At 75.4% G+C, this 14,630-nt stretch carries 14 protein-coding genes and 1 pseudogene; 3 read left to right on the top strand and 12 right to left on the bottom strand.

What is annotated here, in order from left to right; genetic code table 11:
• Positions 1 to 85 precede the first annotated feature (85 nt).
• From GCE86_RS27720 to GCE86_RS27710, 3 genes are all read right to left on the bottom strand, one after another.
• Complete coding sequence (locus GCE86_RS27720) at positions 86 to 2,434, bottom strand: sodium-translocating pyrophosphatase (RefSeq protein ID WP_154229626.1); 2,349 nt, start codon at positions 2,432 to 2,434, stop codon at positions 86 to 88.
• A 300-nt stretch (positions 2,435 to 2,734) separates the two neighbouring features.
• Positions 2,735 to 3,172, bottom strand: a complete 438-nt coding sequence (locus tag GCE86_RS27715; RefSeq protein WP_154229625.1) for an ATP-binding protein — start codon at positions 3,170 to 3,172, stop codon at positions 2,735 to 2,737.
• Positions 3,172 to 3,528 carry an STAS domain-containing protein gene (locus tag GCE86_RS27710; protein ID WP_091261160.1) on the bottom strand — a complete coding sequence of 119 codons (357 nt, stop codon included), beginning with the start codon at positions 3,526 to 3,528 and terminating at the stop codon, positions 3,172 to 3,174. Before GCE86_RS27710 ends, GCE86_RS27715 begins: the two co-directional genes overlap by 1 nt.
• A gap of 165 nt (positions 3,529 to 3,693) precedes the next feature.
• Here GCE86_RS27710 and GCE86_RS27705 point away from each other — a divergent pair, with 165 nt between their 5' ends.
• The 3 genes from GCE86_RS27705 (at position 3,694) to GCE86_RS27695 (ending at position 7,096) form a co-directional block, all read left to right on the top strand.
• Complete coding sequence (locus tag GCE86_RS27705) at positions 3,694 to 6,096, top strand: DEAD/DEAH box helicase (RefSeq protein WP_204341795.1); 2,403 nt, start codon at positions 3,694 to 3,696, stop codon at positions 6,094 to 6,096.
• 103 nt (positions 6,097 to 6,199) lie between these two features.
• Positions 6,200 to 6,403 carry a hypothetical protein gene (locus GCE86_RS27700; protein WP_154229623.1) on the top strand — a complete coding sequence of 68 codons (204 nt, stop codon included), beginning with the start codon at positions 6,200 to 6,202 and terminating at the stop codon, positions 6,401 to 6,403.
• A 114-nt stretch (positions 6,404 to 6,517) separates the two neighbouring features.
• Positions 6,518 to 7,096: an LURP-one-related family protein gene (locus tag GCE86_RS27695; RefSeq protein WP_154229622.1), complete on the top strand. Its 579-nt coding sequence runs from the start codon at positions 6,518 to 6,520 to the stop codon at positions 7,094 to 7,096.
• Positions 7,097 to 7,203: 107 nt separating this feature from the next.
• On the opposite strand, the gene GCE86_RS27690 is transcribed toward GCE86_RS27695, so the two are convergent.
• The 9 genes and pseudogenes from GCE86_RS27690 to GCE86_RS27650 all read right to left on the bottom strand — a co-directional run bounded on the left by GCE86_RS27690 (position 7,204) and on the right by GCE86_RS27650 (position 14,553).
• Positions 7,204 to 7,671: an Rv3654c family TadE-like protein gene (locus GCE86_RS27690; RefSeq protein WP_420846446.1), complete on the bottom strand. Its 468-nt coding sequence runs from the start codon at positions 7,669 to 7,671 to the stop codon at positions 7,204 to 7,206.
• Complete coding sequence (locus GCE86_RS27685) at positions 7,668 to 7,985, bottom strand: TadE family type IV pilus minor pilin (RefSeq protein WP_154230704.1); 318 nt, start codon at positions 7,983 to 7,985, stop codon at positions 7,668 to 7,670. Before GCE86_RS27685 ends, GCE86_RS27690 begins: the two co-directional genes overlap by 4 nt.
• Positions 7,986 to 8,197: 212 nt before the next feature.
• A complete protein-coding gene (locus GCE86_RS27680) occupies positions 8,198 to 8,365 on the bottom strand; it encodes a DUF4244 domain-containing protein (protein ID WP_013283643.1) in 168 nt (55 codons plus the stop codon).
• A 23-nt stretch (positions 8,366 to 8,388) separates the two neighbouring features.
• The gene (locus GCE86_RS27675; protein ID WP_154229621.1) at positions 8,389 to 9,171 is read right to left on the bottom strand and encodes a type II secretion system F family protein; all 783 of its coding nucleotides are present in this window, start codon (positions 9,169 to 9,171) and stop codon (positions 8,389 to 8,391) included.
• Positions 9,171 to 9,863, bottom strand: a pseudogene (locus GCE86_RS27670) (type II secretion system F family protein); the annotation flags it as partial. The gene GCE86_RS27675 and the pseudogene GCE86_RS27670, both read right to left, overlap by 1 nt.
• Before the next feature lie 593 nt (positions 9,864 to 10,456).
• Positions 10,457 to 11,668: a TadA family conjugal transfer-associated ATPase gene (locus GCE86_RS27665; protein ID WP_154229619.1), complete on the bottom strand. Its 1,212-nt coding sequence runs from the start codon at positions 11,666 to 11,668 to the stop codon at positions 10,457 to 10,459.
• Positions 11,665 to 12,768, bottom strand: coding sequence for a septum site-determining protein Ssd (ssd, locus tag GCE86_RS27660; RefSeq protein ID WP_154229618.1), 1,104 nt, complete (start codon positions 12,766 to 12,768; stop codon positions 11,665 to 11,667). The genes GCE86_RS27665 and ssd overlap by 4 nt, the downstream gene beginning before the upstream one ends.
• Positions 12,769 to 12,976: 208 nt before the next feature.
• Positions 12,977 to 13,945, bottom strand: coding sequence for a CU044_5270 family protein (locus GCE86_RS27655; protein WP_154229617.1), 969 nt, complete (start codon positions 13,943 to 13,945; stop codon positions 12,977 to 12,979).
• On the bottom strand, positions 13,942 to 14,553 hold the full coding sequence (locus GCE86_RS27650) for an RNA polymerase sigma factor (protein ID WP_154229616.1): 612 nt from the start codon (positions 14,551 to 14,553) through the stop codon (positions 13,942 to 13,944). Before GCE86_RS27650 ends, GCE86_RS27655 begins: the two co-directional genes overlap by 4 nt.
• Between the last annotated feature and the right edge of the window lie 77 nt (positions 14,554 to 14,630).

Raw genomic sequence — 14,630 nt, 5'->3', positions numbered from 1 at the left:
ACCGGTCAGGTTTCGTGCACGGGACCGCCCGACGGCACGGTTCCCGGCCGGCCGAGGCCGACCGGGAACCGTCGCGTCGCCCGGGTCAGGCGTTGACCGTCTCCGGGTGCTGGTCCGGGGTGCCGGCGTCGCGGTCCGAGTCCGCCATCGCCACACCCTTGCGCTTGCTGAACACCACCGCCGCCACGATGACCAGGGCGGCCACCACGGCAACCGCGATCCGCAGCGGGGTGTTGCGGTCGTCGCCCACGCTCCAGGCCACCACGGCCGGGGCGATCAGCAGCGAGACCAGGTTCATCACCTTGATCAGCGGGTTGATCGCCGGGCCGGCGGTGTCCTTGAACGGGTCACCGACGGTGTCGCCGATGACGGTCGCGGCGTGCGACTCGGAGCCCTTGCCGCCGTAGGCGCCGTCCTCGACCAGCTTCTTGCCGTTGTCCCAGGCGCCACCCGAGTTGGCCAGGAAGACCGCCATGAGGGTGCCCGCGCCGATCGCGCCGGCCAGGTACGAGGCCAGCGCGCCCGGGCCGAGGCCGAAGCCGACCGCGATCGGGGCCAGGATGGCCAGCAGGCCGGGGGTCATCAGCTCGCGCTGCGCGTCCCGGGTGCAGATGTCGACGACCTTGCCGTACTCGGGGCGCTGGGTGCGGTCCATGATGCCGGGCAGCTCACGGAACTGCCGGCGTACCTCCATGACCACGGCGCCGGCCGAGCGGGAGACCGCGTTGATGGCCAGGCCGGAGAAGAGGAAGACCACCGCCGCACCGATGATGAGGCCGACCAGGTTGCGCGGGTTGGCCACGTTCAGCGAGTTGAGGATCTCGGCGCCGACGTCGCCCACGCCCGCGTCCTCGTACGAGGAGCGCAGCGTGTCGGTGTACGAGCCGAACAGCGCGGTCGCGGCCAGCACGGCCGTGGCGATCGCGATGCCCTTGGTGATCGCCTTGGTGGTGTTGCCGACGGCGTCCAGCTCGGTCAGCGTCCGCGCGCCGTGCTCGTCGATGTCGCCGGACATCTCGGCCACACCCTGGGCGTTGTCCGAGATCGGGCCGAAGGTGTCCATGGCGACGATGACGCCGACGGTGGTGAGCAGGCCGGTGCCGGCCAGCGCCACCGCGAACAGCGACAGGGTGATCGAGCTGCCGCCGAGCAGGAACGCGCCGAAGACGCCCGCGCCGATGAGCAGCGCCGAGTAGACCGCCGACTCCAGGCCGACGCTGATGCCGGCGAGGATGACGGTGGCCGCGCCGGTCTGCGAGCTCTTGCCGATGTCCTGCACCGGGCGCCGGTTGGTCTCGGTGAAGTAGCCGGTGAGCGCCTGGATGGCGGCGGCCAGCACGATGCCGATGACGACGGCGCCGATGGCCACGAGACGCGGGTTGCGGTCGACGTCGGTGAGGCCGCCCTCCAGCTCGCCGAAGGTCGCCGGCAGGTAGGCGAACGCGGCGATCGCCACCAGCACCGCGGCGATCACCGCGGAGAGGTAGAAGGCCCGGTTGATCGCGGTCAGGCCGTTGCGGTCCGAGGCGCGCAGCCGGGTGATGAAGACGCCGACGATCGCGACGAGCACACCGATGGTGGAGATGATCAGCGGGAAGACCAGGCCGGTCTCGCCGAACGCGGCGCGGCCGAGGATCAGCGCGGCGACCAGGGTGACCGCGTACGACTCGAAGAGGTCCGCGGCCATGCCGGCGCAGTCGCCGACGTTGTCGCCCACGTTGTCGGCGATGGTGGCGGCGTTGCGCGGGTCGTCCTCCGGGATGCCCTGCTCGACCTTGCCCACCAGGTCTGCGCCGACGTCGGCGGCCTTGGTGAAGATGCCGCCGCCGACCCGCATGAACATGGCGAGCAGCGCGGCGCCGAAGCCGAAGCCCTCCAGCACGGTCGGGGCGTCGCCCCGGAAGATCAGCACGACCAGCGCCGCACCGAACAGGCCGAGGCCCACGGTGAGGAAGCCGACCACGCCACCGGTGCGGAAGGCGATCTTCATGGCGCCCTCGCGCCCGCCTTCGCGCTCCCGGGCGGCCGCGGCGACCCGCAGGTTGGCGCGGGTGGCCAGCCACATGCCGGCGCCGCCGATGAACGCGCTGAACAGCGCGCCCACCACGAAGAACGCCGACCGGCCGATCTTCACGAGGATCTCGCTGCCGTCGGTGTCGTGCACCGGCAGCAGGAACAGCAGCACGACGGCGATCACCACGAAGATCGCCAGGGTGCGGAACTGCCGCAGCAGGTACGCGGACGCGCCCTCCTGCACCGCCCCGGAAATCTCCTGCATGTTGGTGGTTCCCGTACCGGCTGCCAGCACCGCCTTGGTCAAGGCGGCCGCGAAGACGAGCGCCACCAGCGCGATGACCGCGGCGATGACGACGTACGTCACGTTGGCTCCGGTAAGGGACAGTGCGCCGCCGTCGGCGGCCAAGGTCCCGGACATCTATGTCCTCCTGTACCGAACAACTCGCGCTGGCCCGTGGAGACGCACGGACCGACGCCTGGATGCGGACTCGCCAGCGCGCCAACCCACTCCGGCGGACCGTTCCCGCTGGCTGCGGGACAGATCACTTGCTGACAACCCGCGTACTGTAGCCCTCCGACGTGTTGGAGGTCACACCGAGGGGGCACCCTGTCCCGATGATCTTCGTCGCTGTGTTATGCGAGGAAATCTGATATATGGAGCGGTCAACACGACGAGGCCGCGCTCCCCGGGGGGAACGCGGCCTGCGGTGGAACAGGGTCAGGCGCGGCCGACCGGCCACCCCATCCGGACCTCGGTGCCGACGCCCTCGTCGACCGGGCGGACCTGGAGGTCCTCGACGAAGCCCGCGAGCAGGGCGAAGCCCACCCCGGTGGTCAGCGCGTCCTCGCTGAGCGACTCCTTGGCCAGCTCGTCCGGAGGCAGCGCGGCCAGCCCGATGCTCGCCTCGATGGGGGCACGGTCCACCACCCGCACCGTGTACGCCCCGCTGTCGGACATCTCCACGTAGACCGGGTCGTGCAGCCCGTACTGCCGGTGCAGCGCGACCGCCCGGGTGCACGCCTCGCCGATGGCCAGGCGCACCTCGTCGAGCAGGTCCTCGCGTACCCCGGCCCGGCGGGCCACCGCGACGCCGACCAGGCGGGCGGTGCGGACGTGCACCGGCGCCGGGGAGAACGACAGCTTGACGGTCGCCATCACGCGCCGGCGCCGGTCGCGTCGGCGTCGATCGCCGCGTCGACCGTGGGGTGCAACGGGAACACCTGGTCCAGCGCGGTGATCCGGAAGATCTTGAGCAACGGCTCCTTGTCGCAGACCAGCGCGAAGGAACCGCCGGCCGAGCGGAGCCGCTTGAGCGCACCCACCAACACACCGAGACCGGTCGAGTCGAGGAAGTCCACCCGGCCCAGGTCCACCACGACCCGGCGGGCACCCCCGTCGATCAGCTCCAGGAGCCGTTCCCGCAGGCGCGGCGCGGTGTAGACGTCCACCTCACCGCCGACCTCGAGCACCGTGTGCTCCCCCACGGTGCGGGTCGCCAGCGACAGCTCCATCGGTCCCTCCTCGGTAAGCTCTCCTGGGCATCTAACCATCCCCCCGCGCGACCCTCTCGGGGTCACCGGCGAAGGCTTCCCCATACCCCCGCCCCGCGGTTTCCAATTCCGAACACCAGTGCGAGAGTGCAGGACGTGACTACCGACGGCTCCAGCTCGGCGCGGTTGGCGCCGCGCGACGCCCCGGAGCTGTCGTCAGCCGGCAGCGGTCCCGGCCGCGCGCCGGGAGAGTTGCTGCGCCGGCTGCGCCTGCGGCACGCCACCGACCCGGTCACCCACGTCGAGCGGGTGCCGGCCCGGGCCGGGGAGCCGGCGCCGTGGCCGGACTGGGCGCCCGGCGAGCTGCGGGCGGCGTTCGCGCGGCGCGGGGTGGCCGCCCCGTGGCGGCACCAGGCCGAGGCCGCCGAGCTGGCGTACGCGGGGAAGCACGTCGTGGTGGCCACCGGCACGGCGTCCGGCAAGTCGCTGGCGTACCAGCTGCCGGCGCTGGGCACCCTGCTCGCCGACCCGCGCGCCACGGTGCTCTACCTGGCCCCGACCAAGGCGCTCGCCGCCGACCAGCTCCGCGCCGTCGCCGGTCTCGAGCTGGAGGGGGTACGCCCCGCCACCTACGACGGGGACACCCCGCGCACCGAGCGCGAGTGGATCCGCCGGCACTCCCGGTTCGTGCTGACCAACCCCGACATGCTGCACCACGGCATCCTGCCCGGGCACGCGCACTGGTCGGGCTTCCTGCGCCGGCTCGCGTACGTGGTGGTCGACGAGTGCCACACCTACCGGGGCGTGTTCGGCTCGCACGTGGCGCACGTGCTGCGGCGGCTGCGCCGGCAGTGCGCGCGCTACGGGCGTACCCCCGTGTTCGTGCTGGCCTCCGCCACGTCGGGCGACCCGGCGACGGCGGCCGGGCGGCTCACCGGCCTGCCCGTCGCCGCCGTCACCGAGGACGCCTCGCCGCGCGGCGGGGTGACCTTCGCGCTGTGGGAGCCGCCGCTGCTGCCCTCCTCCGACGTTCCGTCGCCCGAGGCCGACCTTCTCCAGGTGCGCCGCTCGGCGCTGCGGGAGACCGCCGACCTGCTCGCCGACAGCGTCATCGAGGGGGTACGCACGCTCGCCTTCGTCCGGTCCCGGCGCGGCGCCGAGGTGGTCGCCGCGAACGCCCGGCGTGCCCTCGACGAGGCGGTGCCCGGGCTGGGTGACCGGGTGGCCGCCTACCGGGCCGGCTACCTGCGTGAGGAGCGCCGGGAGCTGGAACGCGCGCTGCTCACCGGCGACCTGCTCGGGCTCGCCTCGACCAACGCGCTGGAACTCGGCGTCGACCTGGTCGGGCTGGACGCCGTGCTGATCTGCGGCTGGCCGGGCACCCGGGCCTCGCTCTGGCAGCAGGCCGGCCGGGCCGGCCGCTCCGGCGACGAGGCGCTCGCGGTGCTCGTGGCCCGGGACGACCCGCTGGACACCTACCTGGTGCACCACCCCGAGGCGCTGTTCGGACGGCCCGTCGAGGCGACCGTGCTCGACCCGGCCAACCCCTACGTGCTCGCGCCGCAGCTCGCCTGCGCCGCGCACGAGGCGCCGCTCACCCCGGCCGACCTGGAACTCTTCGGCGAGGGTGCCAAGGAGGCGGTCGACTCGCTGGTCGAGGCGGGGGCGCTGCGGCAGCGGCCGACCGGCTGGTACTGGCGGCACCGGGAACGCCCCGAGGTCGACCTGCGCGGCGAGGGCGGTGCGCCGGTCTGCGTGGTGGAGGAGTCCACCGGCCGGCTGCTCGGCACCGTCGACGGCGGCTCGTCACACTTCCTGCTGCACACCGGCGCGGTCTACCTGCACCAGGGCGTCTCGTACGTGGTCGACTCGCTCGACCTGGCCGACGGGTGCGCGCTGGTGCACGCCGAGGAGCCGGACTGGTCCACCCACGCCCGGGACGTCACCTCGCTGTCCGTGGTGTCCGTCCGGTCGTACGTGGACGCCGGGCCGGTCGGCCTCTTCCTCGGCGAGGTGGACGTGACCAGCCAGGTGGTGTCGTACCAGCGGCGGCGCATCGCCACCGGCGAGGTCATCGACACGCGGCCGCTCGACCTGCCGGCGCGCGAGCTGCGCACCGTCGCCGTCTGGTTCACGCTCTCGCCGGAGTCGCTGGCCGTCGCCGGCGTCGAGGCGGCGGACATCCCGGGTGCGCTGCACGCCGCCGAGCACGCCGCCATCGGCCTGCTGCCGCTGATGGCGACCTGCGACCGGTGGGACATCGGCGGGCTCTCCACCGCCCTGCACCCGGACACCGAGGCGCCCACCGTCTTCGTCTACGACGGCCACCCGGGCGGGGCGGGTTTCGCCGAGCGCGCGTACGGGACGGCCGCCGCCTGGCTGCGTGCCACGCGGGACGCGATCGCCGAGTGCGGGTGCGAGTCGGGGTGCCCGTCCTGCGTGCAGTCCCCGAAGTGCGGCAACGGCAACAACCCGCTGTCCAAGCCGGACGCGGTCAAGGTCCTCGACGTGGTCCTCGCCAACCTGGCGGCGGCCGAGGGCGGGCGCGGGGCGGTGCTGCCCCGGCAGGAGGGTCGCGCCGCGGAGTGACCTCCTGGTAGGTGGGACGGGCGCATGAATGGGGCGACCTCGGGGCATTGACGCATGGGAGCGCTTCCATGTCCTTGAGATCCCTCGCGCCGGAGGTACCGCCGTGGCCGACACGATCGCCGAGACCGTCGACCTGCTCTACACGATCGACCAGGAGAACCTCACCCCCGACCAGCAGATCGCGCTGGGTACGGCGCTGGCCAGCCTCGCCCAGGCGGAGCGCCTGGAACAGATCAACGAGCGCCTGCGGGGCATCCACCAGGTGCTCAACGCCTGGGCCATGAAGGCGACCGTCGACGGACGTTGATGGGCTGACCGGCCGGCGGCGCCCGGATCAGCGTCCGGATCGGGCCAGGGCGCGGGCGGACGGTGACGGTGGGGTTGTGCGAGACTCCGGCGTTCACCTCTTCAAGGAGACGAGATGCAGCTCGACAGCTTGCAGGCCCAGCAGCGGTTCATCGTCCGGCAGCGGATCCGGATGATGGTCAACCAGTACGAGGTCCACTCGGCGGCGCCGGACGGCTCGGAGGGTGGGCTGCTCGCGTTCGCGCAGCAGAAGCGGCTCGCGTTCAAGGAGCAGGTGACCATCTACACCGACGACTCGAAGCAGTACCCCCTGCTCGGCTTCAAGGCCCGGCAGCGCCTCGACCTCGGCGCCACGTACGACGTGACCGACCACGCCGGCACCCCCATCGGCCTGTTCCGCAAGGACTTCGCCCAGTCGCTGCTGCGCTCCACCTGGCACGTCGAGCAGGCCGGCCTGCCGCAGATCACCGGGCAGGAGCGCAGCCTGCCGGTGGCCCTGCTGCGCCGCTTCGTGGACTCGCTCTCGTGGCTGCCGTACCACTTCGACTTCGTGGCGAACGGCCAGCCGGTGTTCTCGGTCGACAAGAAGTGGGGCCTCCGCGACCGGTACGTCGTCGACATCCACCACCCGCAGATCGACCGCCGACTGGTGATCGCCATGGCGGTCGGCCTGGACGCCCTCCAGGCACGCTGACGCGGGCGTTCGGCGGCAGATGTCCACGCGGCCGGTGTCGGGGGTCTTCCCGATACCGGCCGCGAGTCGTCCGAGCGGCACGCATCTCCCCGCGCCGCCCGCGTTCGTCAGCCTCGGGTCGGGCCGGCCCGCGAGGTCGCGGCCGCCGCGCGGGCAAGCCCGGGCAGCGGGGTGACCGCCACCTCCGTGGTCACGACGATGTCGAGACCGTCGAGCCGGCAGGCCGTCAGCCGGCCGCCGTTGGCCGTCGCCAGGTCCGCGGCCCGTCCACACGCGGCCTCGGCGCCCTCGAGTGCCCGGGCGGCACCGGCGAGAGCCGCGAAGTCGGCAGCGTTCCGGGCCTGGTGACGCGCGCACCGGGCTGCGCCGAGGCCGGCGCCGAGGAGCCCGACCAGCACGAGCACCAGCCCCACCGCGAGCAGGCACACAGTCGCCCCGCCCCGGTCCGCACCCTGGTGTCGCCACCCGCCGGCCCTTCTCGTAGCCCAGCGCCAGCCAACCTTCGGCAGCACGTGCAGCTCGGCGCACCGGTCGGCGGGGCGACGGGCCGGGTGGAGCCCGTCGAGCGCGGTCACGGGTGTGGTCCCGGGGCGCCGGGTTCGACGGCGGCCACCGCGGTGCCCGACACGGTGAGCCGGGGCAGGCGGGCGCCGAAGCTCCGGACCGGCGCCCGCACGGTCACGGTGACGCGGTCGCCCACCACGGTCACCGCGATGTCCGCGCCGGCCGGGGCGTACCGGGAGCCGGCCACCGACCCGGGTTCGCCGCGGGCCGTGGCGAGCGCCGCCTCCCGGGCCGCGTCGAGGCAGCCGGCCCGCGTGGTGACGGCGTCGACCGCCGTGAGACCGGCGAAGAGGAGAAGCATCAGCGCCGGCAGGCCGGCCGCCAGTTCGGCCGTGAACGATCCCCGCTCCCGGGCACTCCAGGGCCGCGCTCCGCCGGTCCGCCGCGGATGCCCGGGACCAGCGGCGGACGGGCAACCCGGGTCGGGACCGGATCGACGGCCAGGCCCGCTCGAAGGGGAACCCGGGTGCGGACCGGACCCACGGCCGGCATTGCTCGGAGCGGAACCGGACCGGCGGCCGGCCCACCGGCGACGGGTCACTTCAAGGCCCGGTCGATGACGGCGGTGAGCGCGGACTGCACGTTGCCGGAGGTGAGCACCTTCAGCAGGATCCCGGCGAAGGCGACCGCGGCGAGGGTGCCGACGGCGTACTCGGCCGTGTTCATCCCGGCGTCGCCGCGCAGGCGGGTGAGGAGTTTGCGCATGTCGTACTCCCTTTCCTCGGGGTTCACAGCACGTCGCCGAGGACGGCGACGATCACCGGCACCAGACCGGCGAGAATGAAGGCGGGCAGGAAACAGAGCCCGAGCGGCAGCACGATGAGCACGCCGGCCCGGCGGGCGGCGGCCTCGGCCGCGGTCGAGCGGTCGGAGCGCAGGTCGTCGGCGAGCCGGGTGAGCGCGCCGGCCAGCGCGGCCCCGCTGCGCGACGAACGGACCGCGCCGGCCACCAGTCGCTCCGCCCCGGCCACGGGTCGCAGGTGGTCCCACGCCTCCGCCGCCGTGCCGCCGAGTTCCAACGTCCGCCCCACCCGGCCGAGCCGGTCGGCGAGCGGTCCGCCGAGCGCCTCGGCCACCGCCAGGACCGAACGGTCCACCGGTGCGCCGGCCCGGAGCGCGGCGGCCAGCAGGTCGGCGGCGAGAGGCAGGTCGGCGGTCTCGCGGAGCCGGCGGTCGCGGACGGCCCGCGGCTCGATCCGGCGCAGCAGGCGGTCGGCGACCGTCCCGGCCAGCGCCCCGGCGAGCAGCCCCGGCCAGCCGCCCACCACGACCAGTGCCGCGACGCCGGCCAGGCCGGCGCCGAGCCGGATCCGGTCCGGCCACCAGGACGGGCGGCTCCGGTTGCCCGACGTGTCGGACTCGCCGCCAGCGCCGGGCCGGCCGGGCCGCTCCGCCCGGCGGGTGAGCGCCAGGAGGCGCAGCCGCCGCGCCGGACGGACTGCGGAGCCGGAGGCGACCAGAAGCAACGCCGCCGCCCCCAGGCAGGCCGCGGCCACCACCTGCCGCGCCATCAGGCGGCCCGACCGGGGGTGGCACCGAGCCGCTCCGCCCAGAGCAGCCCGCCGATCTGCAACGCGACGGCCGCGACGGCGCTGCCGCCGCCGACCGGGGTGTGCAGGAGCACCGCCACGGGATCGACGCCGATGGCGTAGCCCAGCCCGATCCCGCCGAGCGGTAGCGCGGCGAGCAGCCAGGCCGTCGCCCCGGCGCCGGCCGCCTGCGCGGCTGCCGAGGCCAGACCCCGGTCCGCCGCCCGGGCGTCGGCCTCGACCCGTTCGAGCAGGTCGGCCAGGGGTGCCCCGGTGCGGTCGGCCAGCCGCACGGCGGCCCGCGCCAACCGGGCGACACGCCGAGGGTCGTCGCCGATCCCGCCTCCGACCGGGACATCGGCGGCGAGGGCGCTTCCCGCCGACAGCGCCGCCCGCGCCTCAGAGCCGAGAGCGCCACCGGCCGGGGGTCCGGCGCGCAGGTCGGCGGCGAGCGCGCTGCCCGCCGGGAGCCCGGCCCGGAGATCGGCGGCGAGCGCGCCGAGCTGGTCCAGGTCGCGCCGGTGGGCCAGGTCGGCGGCCCGGTGGGCCCGCCGGCGCAGCACCGCCCGGGCCGCGAGCGTGCCGTACGCCCCCAGCACCAGCGCGGCCACCGCGCCACCGAGCACGGCTCCGGCCCCGGCGCCGACCACGGCCGCCGCCGCCAAGGCGGGTCGCCCGGAGAGCTGTGCACGAATGAGCGTGCTGAGGGAGGCGTCGGACCCCGCCGAGGCGGCACCCGATCGCCAGGACCGGAGCCCGGCGGCCAAGCGGTCCCGGAGGGCGCGGTCGGCGCGTACCTGAGCGGTGGCCGACGCTGCCCCGGCCGTGCGATCGGTGGACGCGGGAGCGACGGCCAACCGGGCCCTCGGTGTGCGATCGACGGCGACGGGCGGGACGGCCAACCCGGCCCGGGACGCGCGATCGGTGGGCAGCAGGGGCGCGGCCCGCCTGGACGGGAGCTCGCCAGTGAGGATCAGCCCGGATGCCGGTCGGGTCGGGTCCCGCCGCCCCGGCGGGCGGCCCGGAGGGGGACGGTCGGCGGGAGGTCCCAGCAGCGGCGCGGACCGGCGCAGGAAGCGCGGGTGGGTCCTCCGCGCCCCCGGTCCGGGCCCCGAACCGTGGGGCGCGTGCCGCGGCGCGGCGCCCGGACCGGGGAGTCTCCCCAGGTCGAGGACGGCGTGCCGCCGGGCCCGGGCGGCGCGTACCGGCCAGGCGACCGCCGCCGCCGCGCCGGCCAGGAGCACGGCGGCCAGCCACACCTGGCCGGTCACGACGGGTCCGCCGCGCCGGGCCAGGGAGCACTGAGGATCGGCGGCAAGCTCACGCCCCGCTCGCGGAGCAGGGCGCCGAGCGCCCGGGCGGCGAGGCCGAGGCCGCGCCCGCGTACCCAGGCGGGGACCACGGTGACGACCCGCTCGGGCCCCTCGGGGAGGAGCAGGCCGACCGACTCCAGCACCCGGCCCTCGGTGGTCCGCCGGACCTGGAGGAGGACCTGGAGCGCGGCGACGACCTGGGCGTGCAGGGCGGCCCGGGGCAGGCCGCCGAGCATCCCGAGCGCCTCCAGCCGGGCCGGCACGTCCGTCGGCGCGTTGGCGTGCAGCGTGCCGGCTCCACCGTCGTGGCCGGTGTTCAACGCGGCGAGCAGGTCGACCACCTCGGCGCCCCGGCACTCGCCCACCACCAGCCGGTCCGGCCGCATCCGCAGCGCCTGGCGGACCAGATCGCTCAGGCCGACCGCCCCGGCACCCTCCACGTTGGACGTACGCGCCTGGAGGCCGATCACGTGCGGGTGCACGGGCCGCAGCTCGGCCGCGTCCTCCACCAGCACGATCCGCTCGGTCGCCGGCACGAGCCCGAGCAGCGTGTTGAGCAGAGTGGTCTTGCCGGAGCCGGTGCCGCCCGTCACCAGGTAGGCCAGGCGGGCGGCCACCACGGCGGCGAGCAGCGGTGCGACCGGCCGGGGCACGGTGCCCTGCCGCACCAGTTCCTCGAGGGTGAACGGCCGTTGGCGGAAGGTGCGGAGCGACAGGTAGGGACCGTCGGTCGCGACCGGTGGCAGCACGGCGTGCAGCCGGGTGCCGTCGGGCAGGCGGGCGTCGGCGTACGGGGAGGCGTCGTCCAGCCGGCGCCCGGCGGCGGCGATGAGGCGCTGGGCCAGCCGGCGTACGTCGTCGACGGTGCCGAGCGGCACGGCCACCTGGTGCAGCCCTCGCCCCCGGTCGACCCAGACCCGGGTGCCGTTCACGAGCACGTCGGTGACCTGCGGGTCGGCCAGCAGCGGCGCGAGCGGGCCGGCGCCGACGAGATCATGGTGGACCCGGTCGGCGATCCGCAGCAGGGCGGTGTCCCCGAGCACGGCGGCGTCGGGCTCGGCGCGTACGGCGGAGACGATGGCCGCGGGCGTGACCGGCGTGGCGTCGGCGGCGAACCGGTGCCGGACGCGGGCCGCCAGGTCACCGGAGTCGGCCGGGCCGCTCACGCCGCACCCGCGGCGGGCACGTCGGTCAGCTCGTCGAGGAGCCGCTGGCAGAGCACGGCGAGCGGGCCCTTCCCGGTCGCGGCCGGTGCCTCGCCCCGTTCCAGCCCCCGGCCGAGCCCCGGCTCGGGCCGGAGCGTGCCGGCGAGCGGCAACCCGAGCGCGCGGGCCACCTCGCCGGCCTTGAGCCGGCCCGGGGCGGGGCCCCGCACGATCACCCCGAGGTCGGCACAGTGCGGGGCGGCCACGGCGACGACCCGGGCCGCGGCGGCGGTGGCCCGCAGCTCCGCCGGCACGACGACCAGCGCCCGGTCGGCCGCCTGGAGGGCCACCACGGCCGCGTCGTCGAGGTGCCGGGGCAGGTCGAGCACGACCACGTCGCGACCCCGGCGGGCGGCGTCGACGGTGGCGGCCATCGCCTCGGCTGGCAGGTGACGCAGGGCGCCCCGGTCCCAGGAGAGCACGACCAGGTCGCCACGGCTGGGCAGGGCCCGGACCAGCGAGGGTGGGTCCACGCGGCCGTCGGTGCCGGCGAGGCCGGGCCAGCGCAATCCTTCGAGCTGCTCCCAGCCGAGCACGAGGTCGAGGCCGCCGCCGAGCGGGTCGGCGTCGACCAGGAGGGTGCGCAGCCGGGCCCGGGCCGCGGTGACGGCGAGGCCCCCGGCCAGCACGCTGGCACCGGCGCCGCCCCGCCCGCCGAGCACCGCCACGACGCGGGCCGGCCCGGTTCCGGACGGCTCGCCCACGCACTCGGCGAACCGGTCGACCAGCCACGGCTCGGCGGCGGGCAGGGTGGCCACGTGCTCGGCGCCGATCAGCTCGGCGACCTGCGTACCCGGATCGAGCTCGCCGGAGCGACCCACCAGCACCGTGCGGGGCCGGCGCGGCAGACGGGCCCGCAGGCAGGCCTGTGCCTGGTCGGCGCCGACCAGCACCAGCGGCGCCGGCGTCCAGCGGGCCCGGGCCGCGGCGGGGTCGGCGGCCAGCTCGACCTCGGTGCCGCCCGCCGCGGCGAGCCGCAGCAGCTCATCGAGGAGGTCGCCGTCGGCGGTGACGAGCAGGGGTAGCCGGCGGAAGGGCGGCAGCGGGGTACGGGGCGGCATGGCGGCCTCCAGCGGTCGGACTCGGACGTGCCGCGGAGCAGCCTGCCGCCGGACCCGGCGGGCAACCGCCCGCCACCGCCTCCCCTGTGGACGGCGAGGACGGTTGTGGACAACCCCCGCCGCTGGAAGGGATCTGCTATGGCGACCGGACGGCCGGACCCACCATGATCCGGCCGTCCGCCCGAGCCGGGGACCACCGGGCGTACGGTCAGCCGGTCCGGCCCGGCGCGTCCACGACCCTGCCGGCGACCCGGATCAGCTCGACCTCGACGTCGCCCTTCTTCAGGGCGACCCCCTCGGGTGTCGTGTGGTCCTCGACCACGACGGTCCGGCTGCCGAGGAACTCGTGGGTCGCCGGGTCGAGCAGGATGTCCTCCTGCCGCCAACCGTCCTGCACCATCCCCATGGCGATCGCCGGGCGGCCGTCGAAGTCGACCGGCCCGTCGGACCGGGTGACGCCGGGAATCAGGGCTAGGGCCCGCAGCAGGGTCGCCTTCACGCCGGGCGGCAGCACGTTGTCCCGCAGCATCGACTCGATCAGCAGGTACGAGACGGCGTCGCCGTCCTTCCCGGACTGACTCCGGGTCCGCAGCCAGTCGAGCAGTGCCCGCGGATCGGTGGGCAGCCCGGCCAGCGTCGGGTAGTCCTGCGGCGGCATGACCTGCGGCAGATCCGCGCTCTCCGGCATGACTTCGAGCTTGCCGTCGATCATCTCGGCAGCCTGCCGCCCGTCGGCCCGCTGCCAGGACCGCGTGGTCTCGCGGGTGGCCTGGCCCTTGTCCTCGGCGATCTTGCCGCGGACCATCCTCAGCTCGACGTAGGTCCACTGGTCGGGGCGCGGTGGGGTGAACGGTTCGGTCTCGGCGTGCACGGCGGCCAGTTCGAAGGTCTGCGCGACCGGCCCGCTCGCCACGTACGGCGCCGGCCGTGCCGGTGGGACCGCCGGGCCGAGGCCACCGACGGCGACCACCCCGGCGACCAGTGCGGCGGCCCCGACAGCGGCGAATCCGGTACGCCGGGCCCACCCCGGCAGGCGCCGGCGGGGCGGGCTCGGCACGGTGGCCTCGCCTTCGGCGATCCGGGCCAGCAGCGCCGCCCGCGCCCGGTCGCGAGCCTCGGGTGCGGGCGGCTCGGCCTCGCTCCAGCTGTCACGCAGGGCGGTGATGTCGTCAATCACTCGGATTCCTCTCCCGTTGCCGTCGGATCGGCGCCACCCAGCGCCGCCCGTAACCTCTTGCGCGCCCGGTGCAACCGGGACCGGGCGGTGCCGGCGGGAATCTCCAGCGCCCGGGAGACCTCTTCGCACGTCAGGTCCGCCCAGGCGACCAGCAGCACCACCTCCCGGTCGGATGGTGAGATCTCCGCCAGCGCCGCCGCGAGCCGTGCGCGCACGGCCTGCGCGTCCAGGCGTACGGCGATCCGGTCGGCCGGCCCGTCGTTGCCGTCCCGGTCGACGTGCTCCGCCCGGGCGAGCGCCCGGTACTGCCGCGCCTCGGCACGCCGGTGCCCGGCGATGAGGTTCGACGCGATGCCGAACAGCCACGGCCGGGCGCTGTGTTGCGTGGTGTCGTACCGGCGCCAGTGGTCGAACGCCACCAGGAACGTCTCCGCCGCCACGTCGTCGGCCAGGTCGCGGCCCAGTCGTCGGCTGGCGTAGCCGTGGATCGCCGGGTAGTAGCGGTCGAAGATCGCGTCGAACACCGCCGGATCCCCGTGCATCCGGCTGATGATCTCGGCGTCGGTCTCCTCGGCGTCGGTGCACACGTCTCGTGTCACCACACCCATGAATTCTCCTTCTGGTCCCGGGTCCCCTCCTGCACGCCGAGGGCTCACCCCTACTTCGCCGCTGGCGGCCGAGGTGT

This window comes from Micromonospora terminaliae, from assembly GCF_009671205.1.
GTDB classification, from domain to species: domain Bacteria; phylum Actinomycetota; class Actinomycetes; order Mycobacteriales; family Micromonosporaceae; genus Micromonospora; species Micromonospora terminaliae.
This window is presented reverse-complemented; position numbering and strand designations above follow the sequence as displayed.

Bases quoted from the DNA above. Each gene is read 5' to 3' on its own strand.
- GCE86_RS27715 (WP_154229625.1), bottom strand. From the start codon at position 3,172: ATGGCGACCGTCAAGCTGTCGTTCTCCCCGGCGCCGGTGCACGTCCGC.
- GCE86_RS27695 (WP_154229622.1), top strand. From the start codon at position 6,518: ATGCAGCTCGACAGCTTGCAGGCCCAGCAGCGGTTCATCGTCCGGCAG.
- GCE86_RS27680 (WP_013283643.1), bottom strand. From the start codon at position 8,365: ATGCGCAAACTCCTCACCCGCCTGCGCGGCGACGCCGGGATGAACACG.
- ssd (WP_154229618.1), bottom strand. From the start codon at position 12,768: ATGCCGCCCCGTACCCCGCTGCCGCCCTTCCGCCGGCTACCCCTGCTC.
- GCE86_RS27650 (WP_154229616.1), bottom strand. From the start codon at position 14,553: ATGGGTGTGGTGACACGAGACGTGTGCACCGACGCCGAGGAGACCGAC.
- GCE86_RS27710 (WP_091261160.1), bottom strand. From the start codon at position 3,528: ATGGAGCTGTCGCTGGCGACCCGCACCGTGGGGGAGCACACGGTGCTC.
- GCE86_RS27675 (WP_154229621.1), bottom strand. From the start codon at position 9,171: ATGGCGCGGCAGGTGGTGGCCGCGGCCTGCCTGGGGGCGGCGGCGTTG.
- GCE86_RS27720 (WP_154229626.1), bottom strand. From the start codon at position 2,434: ATGTCCGGGACCTTGGCCGCCGACGGCGGCGCACTGTCCCTTACCGGA.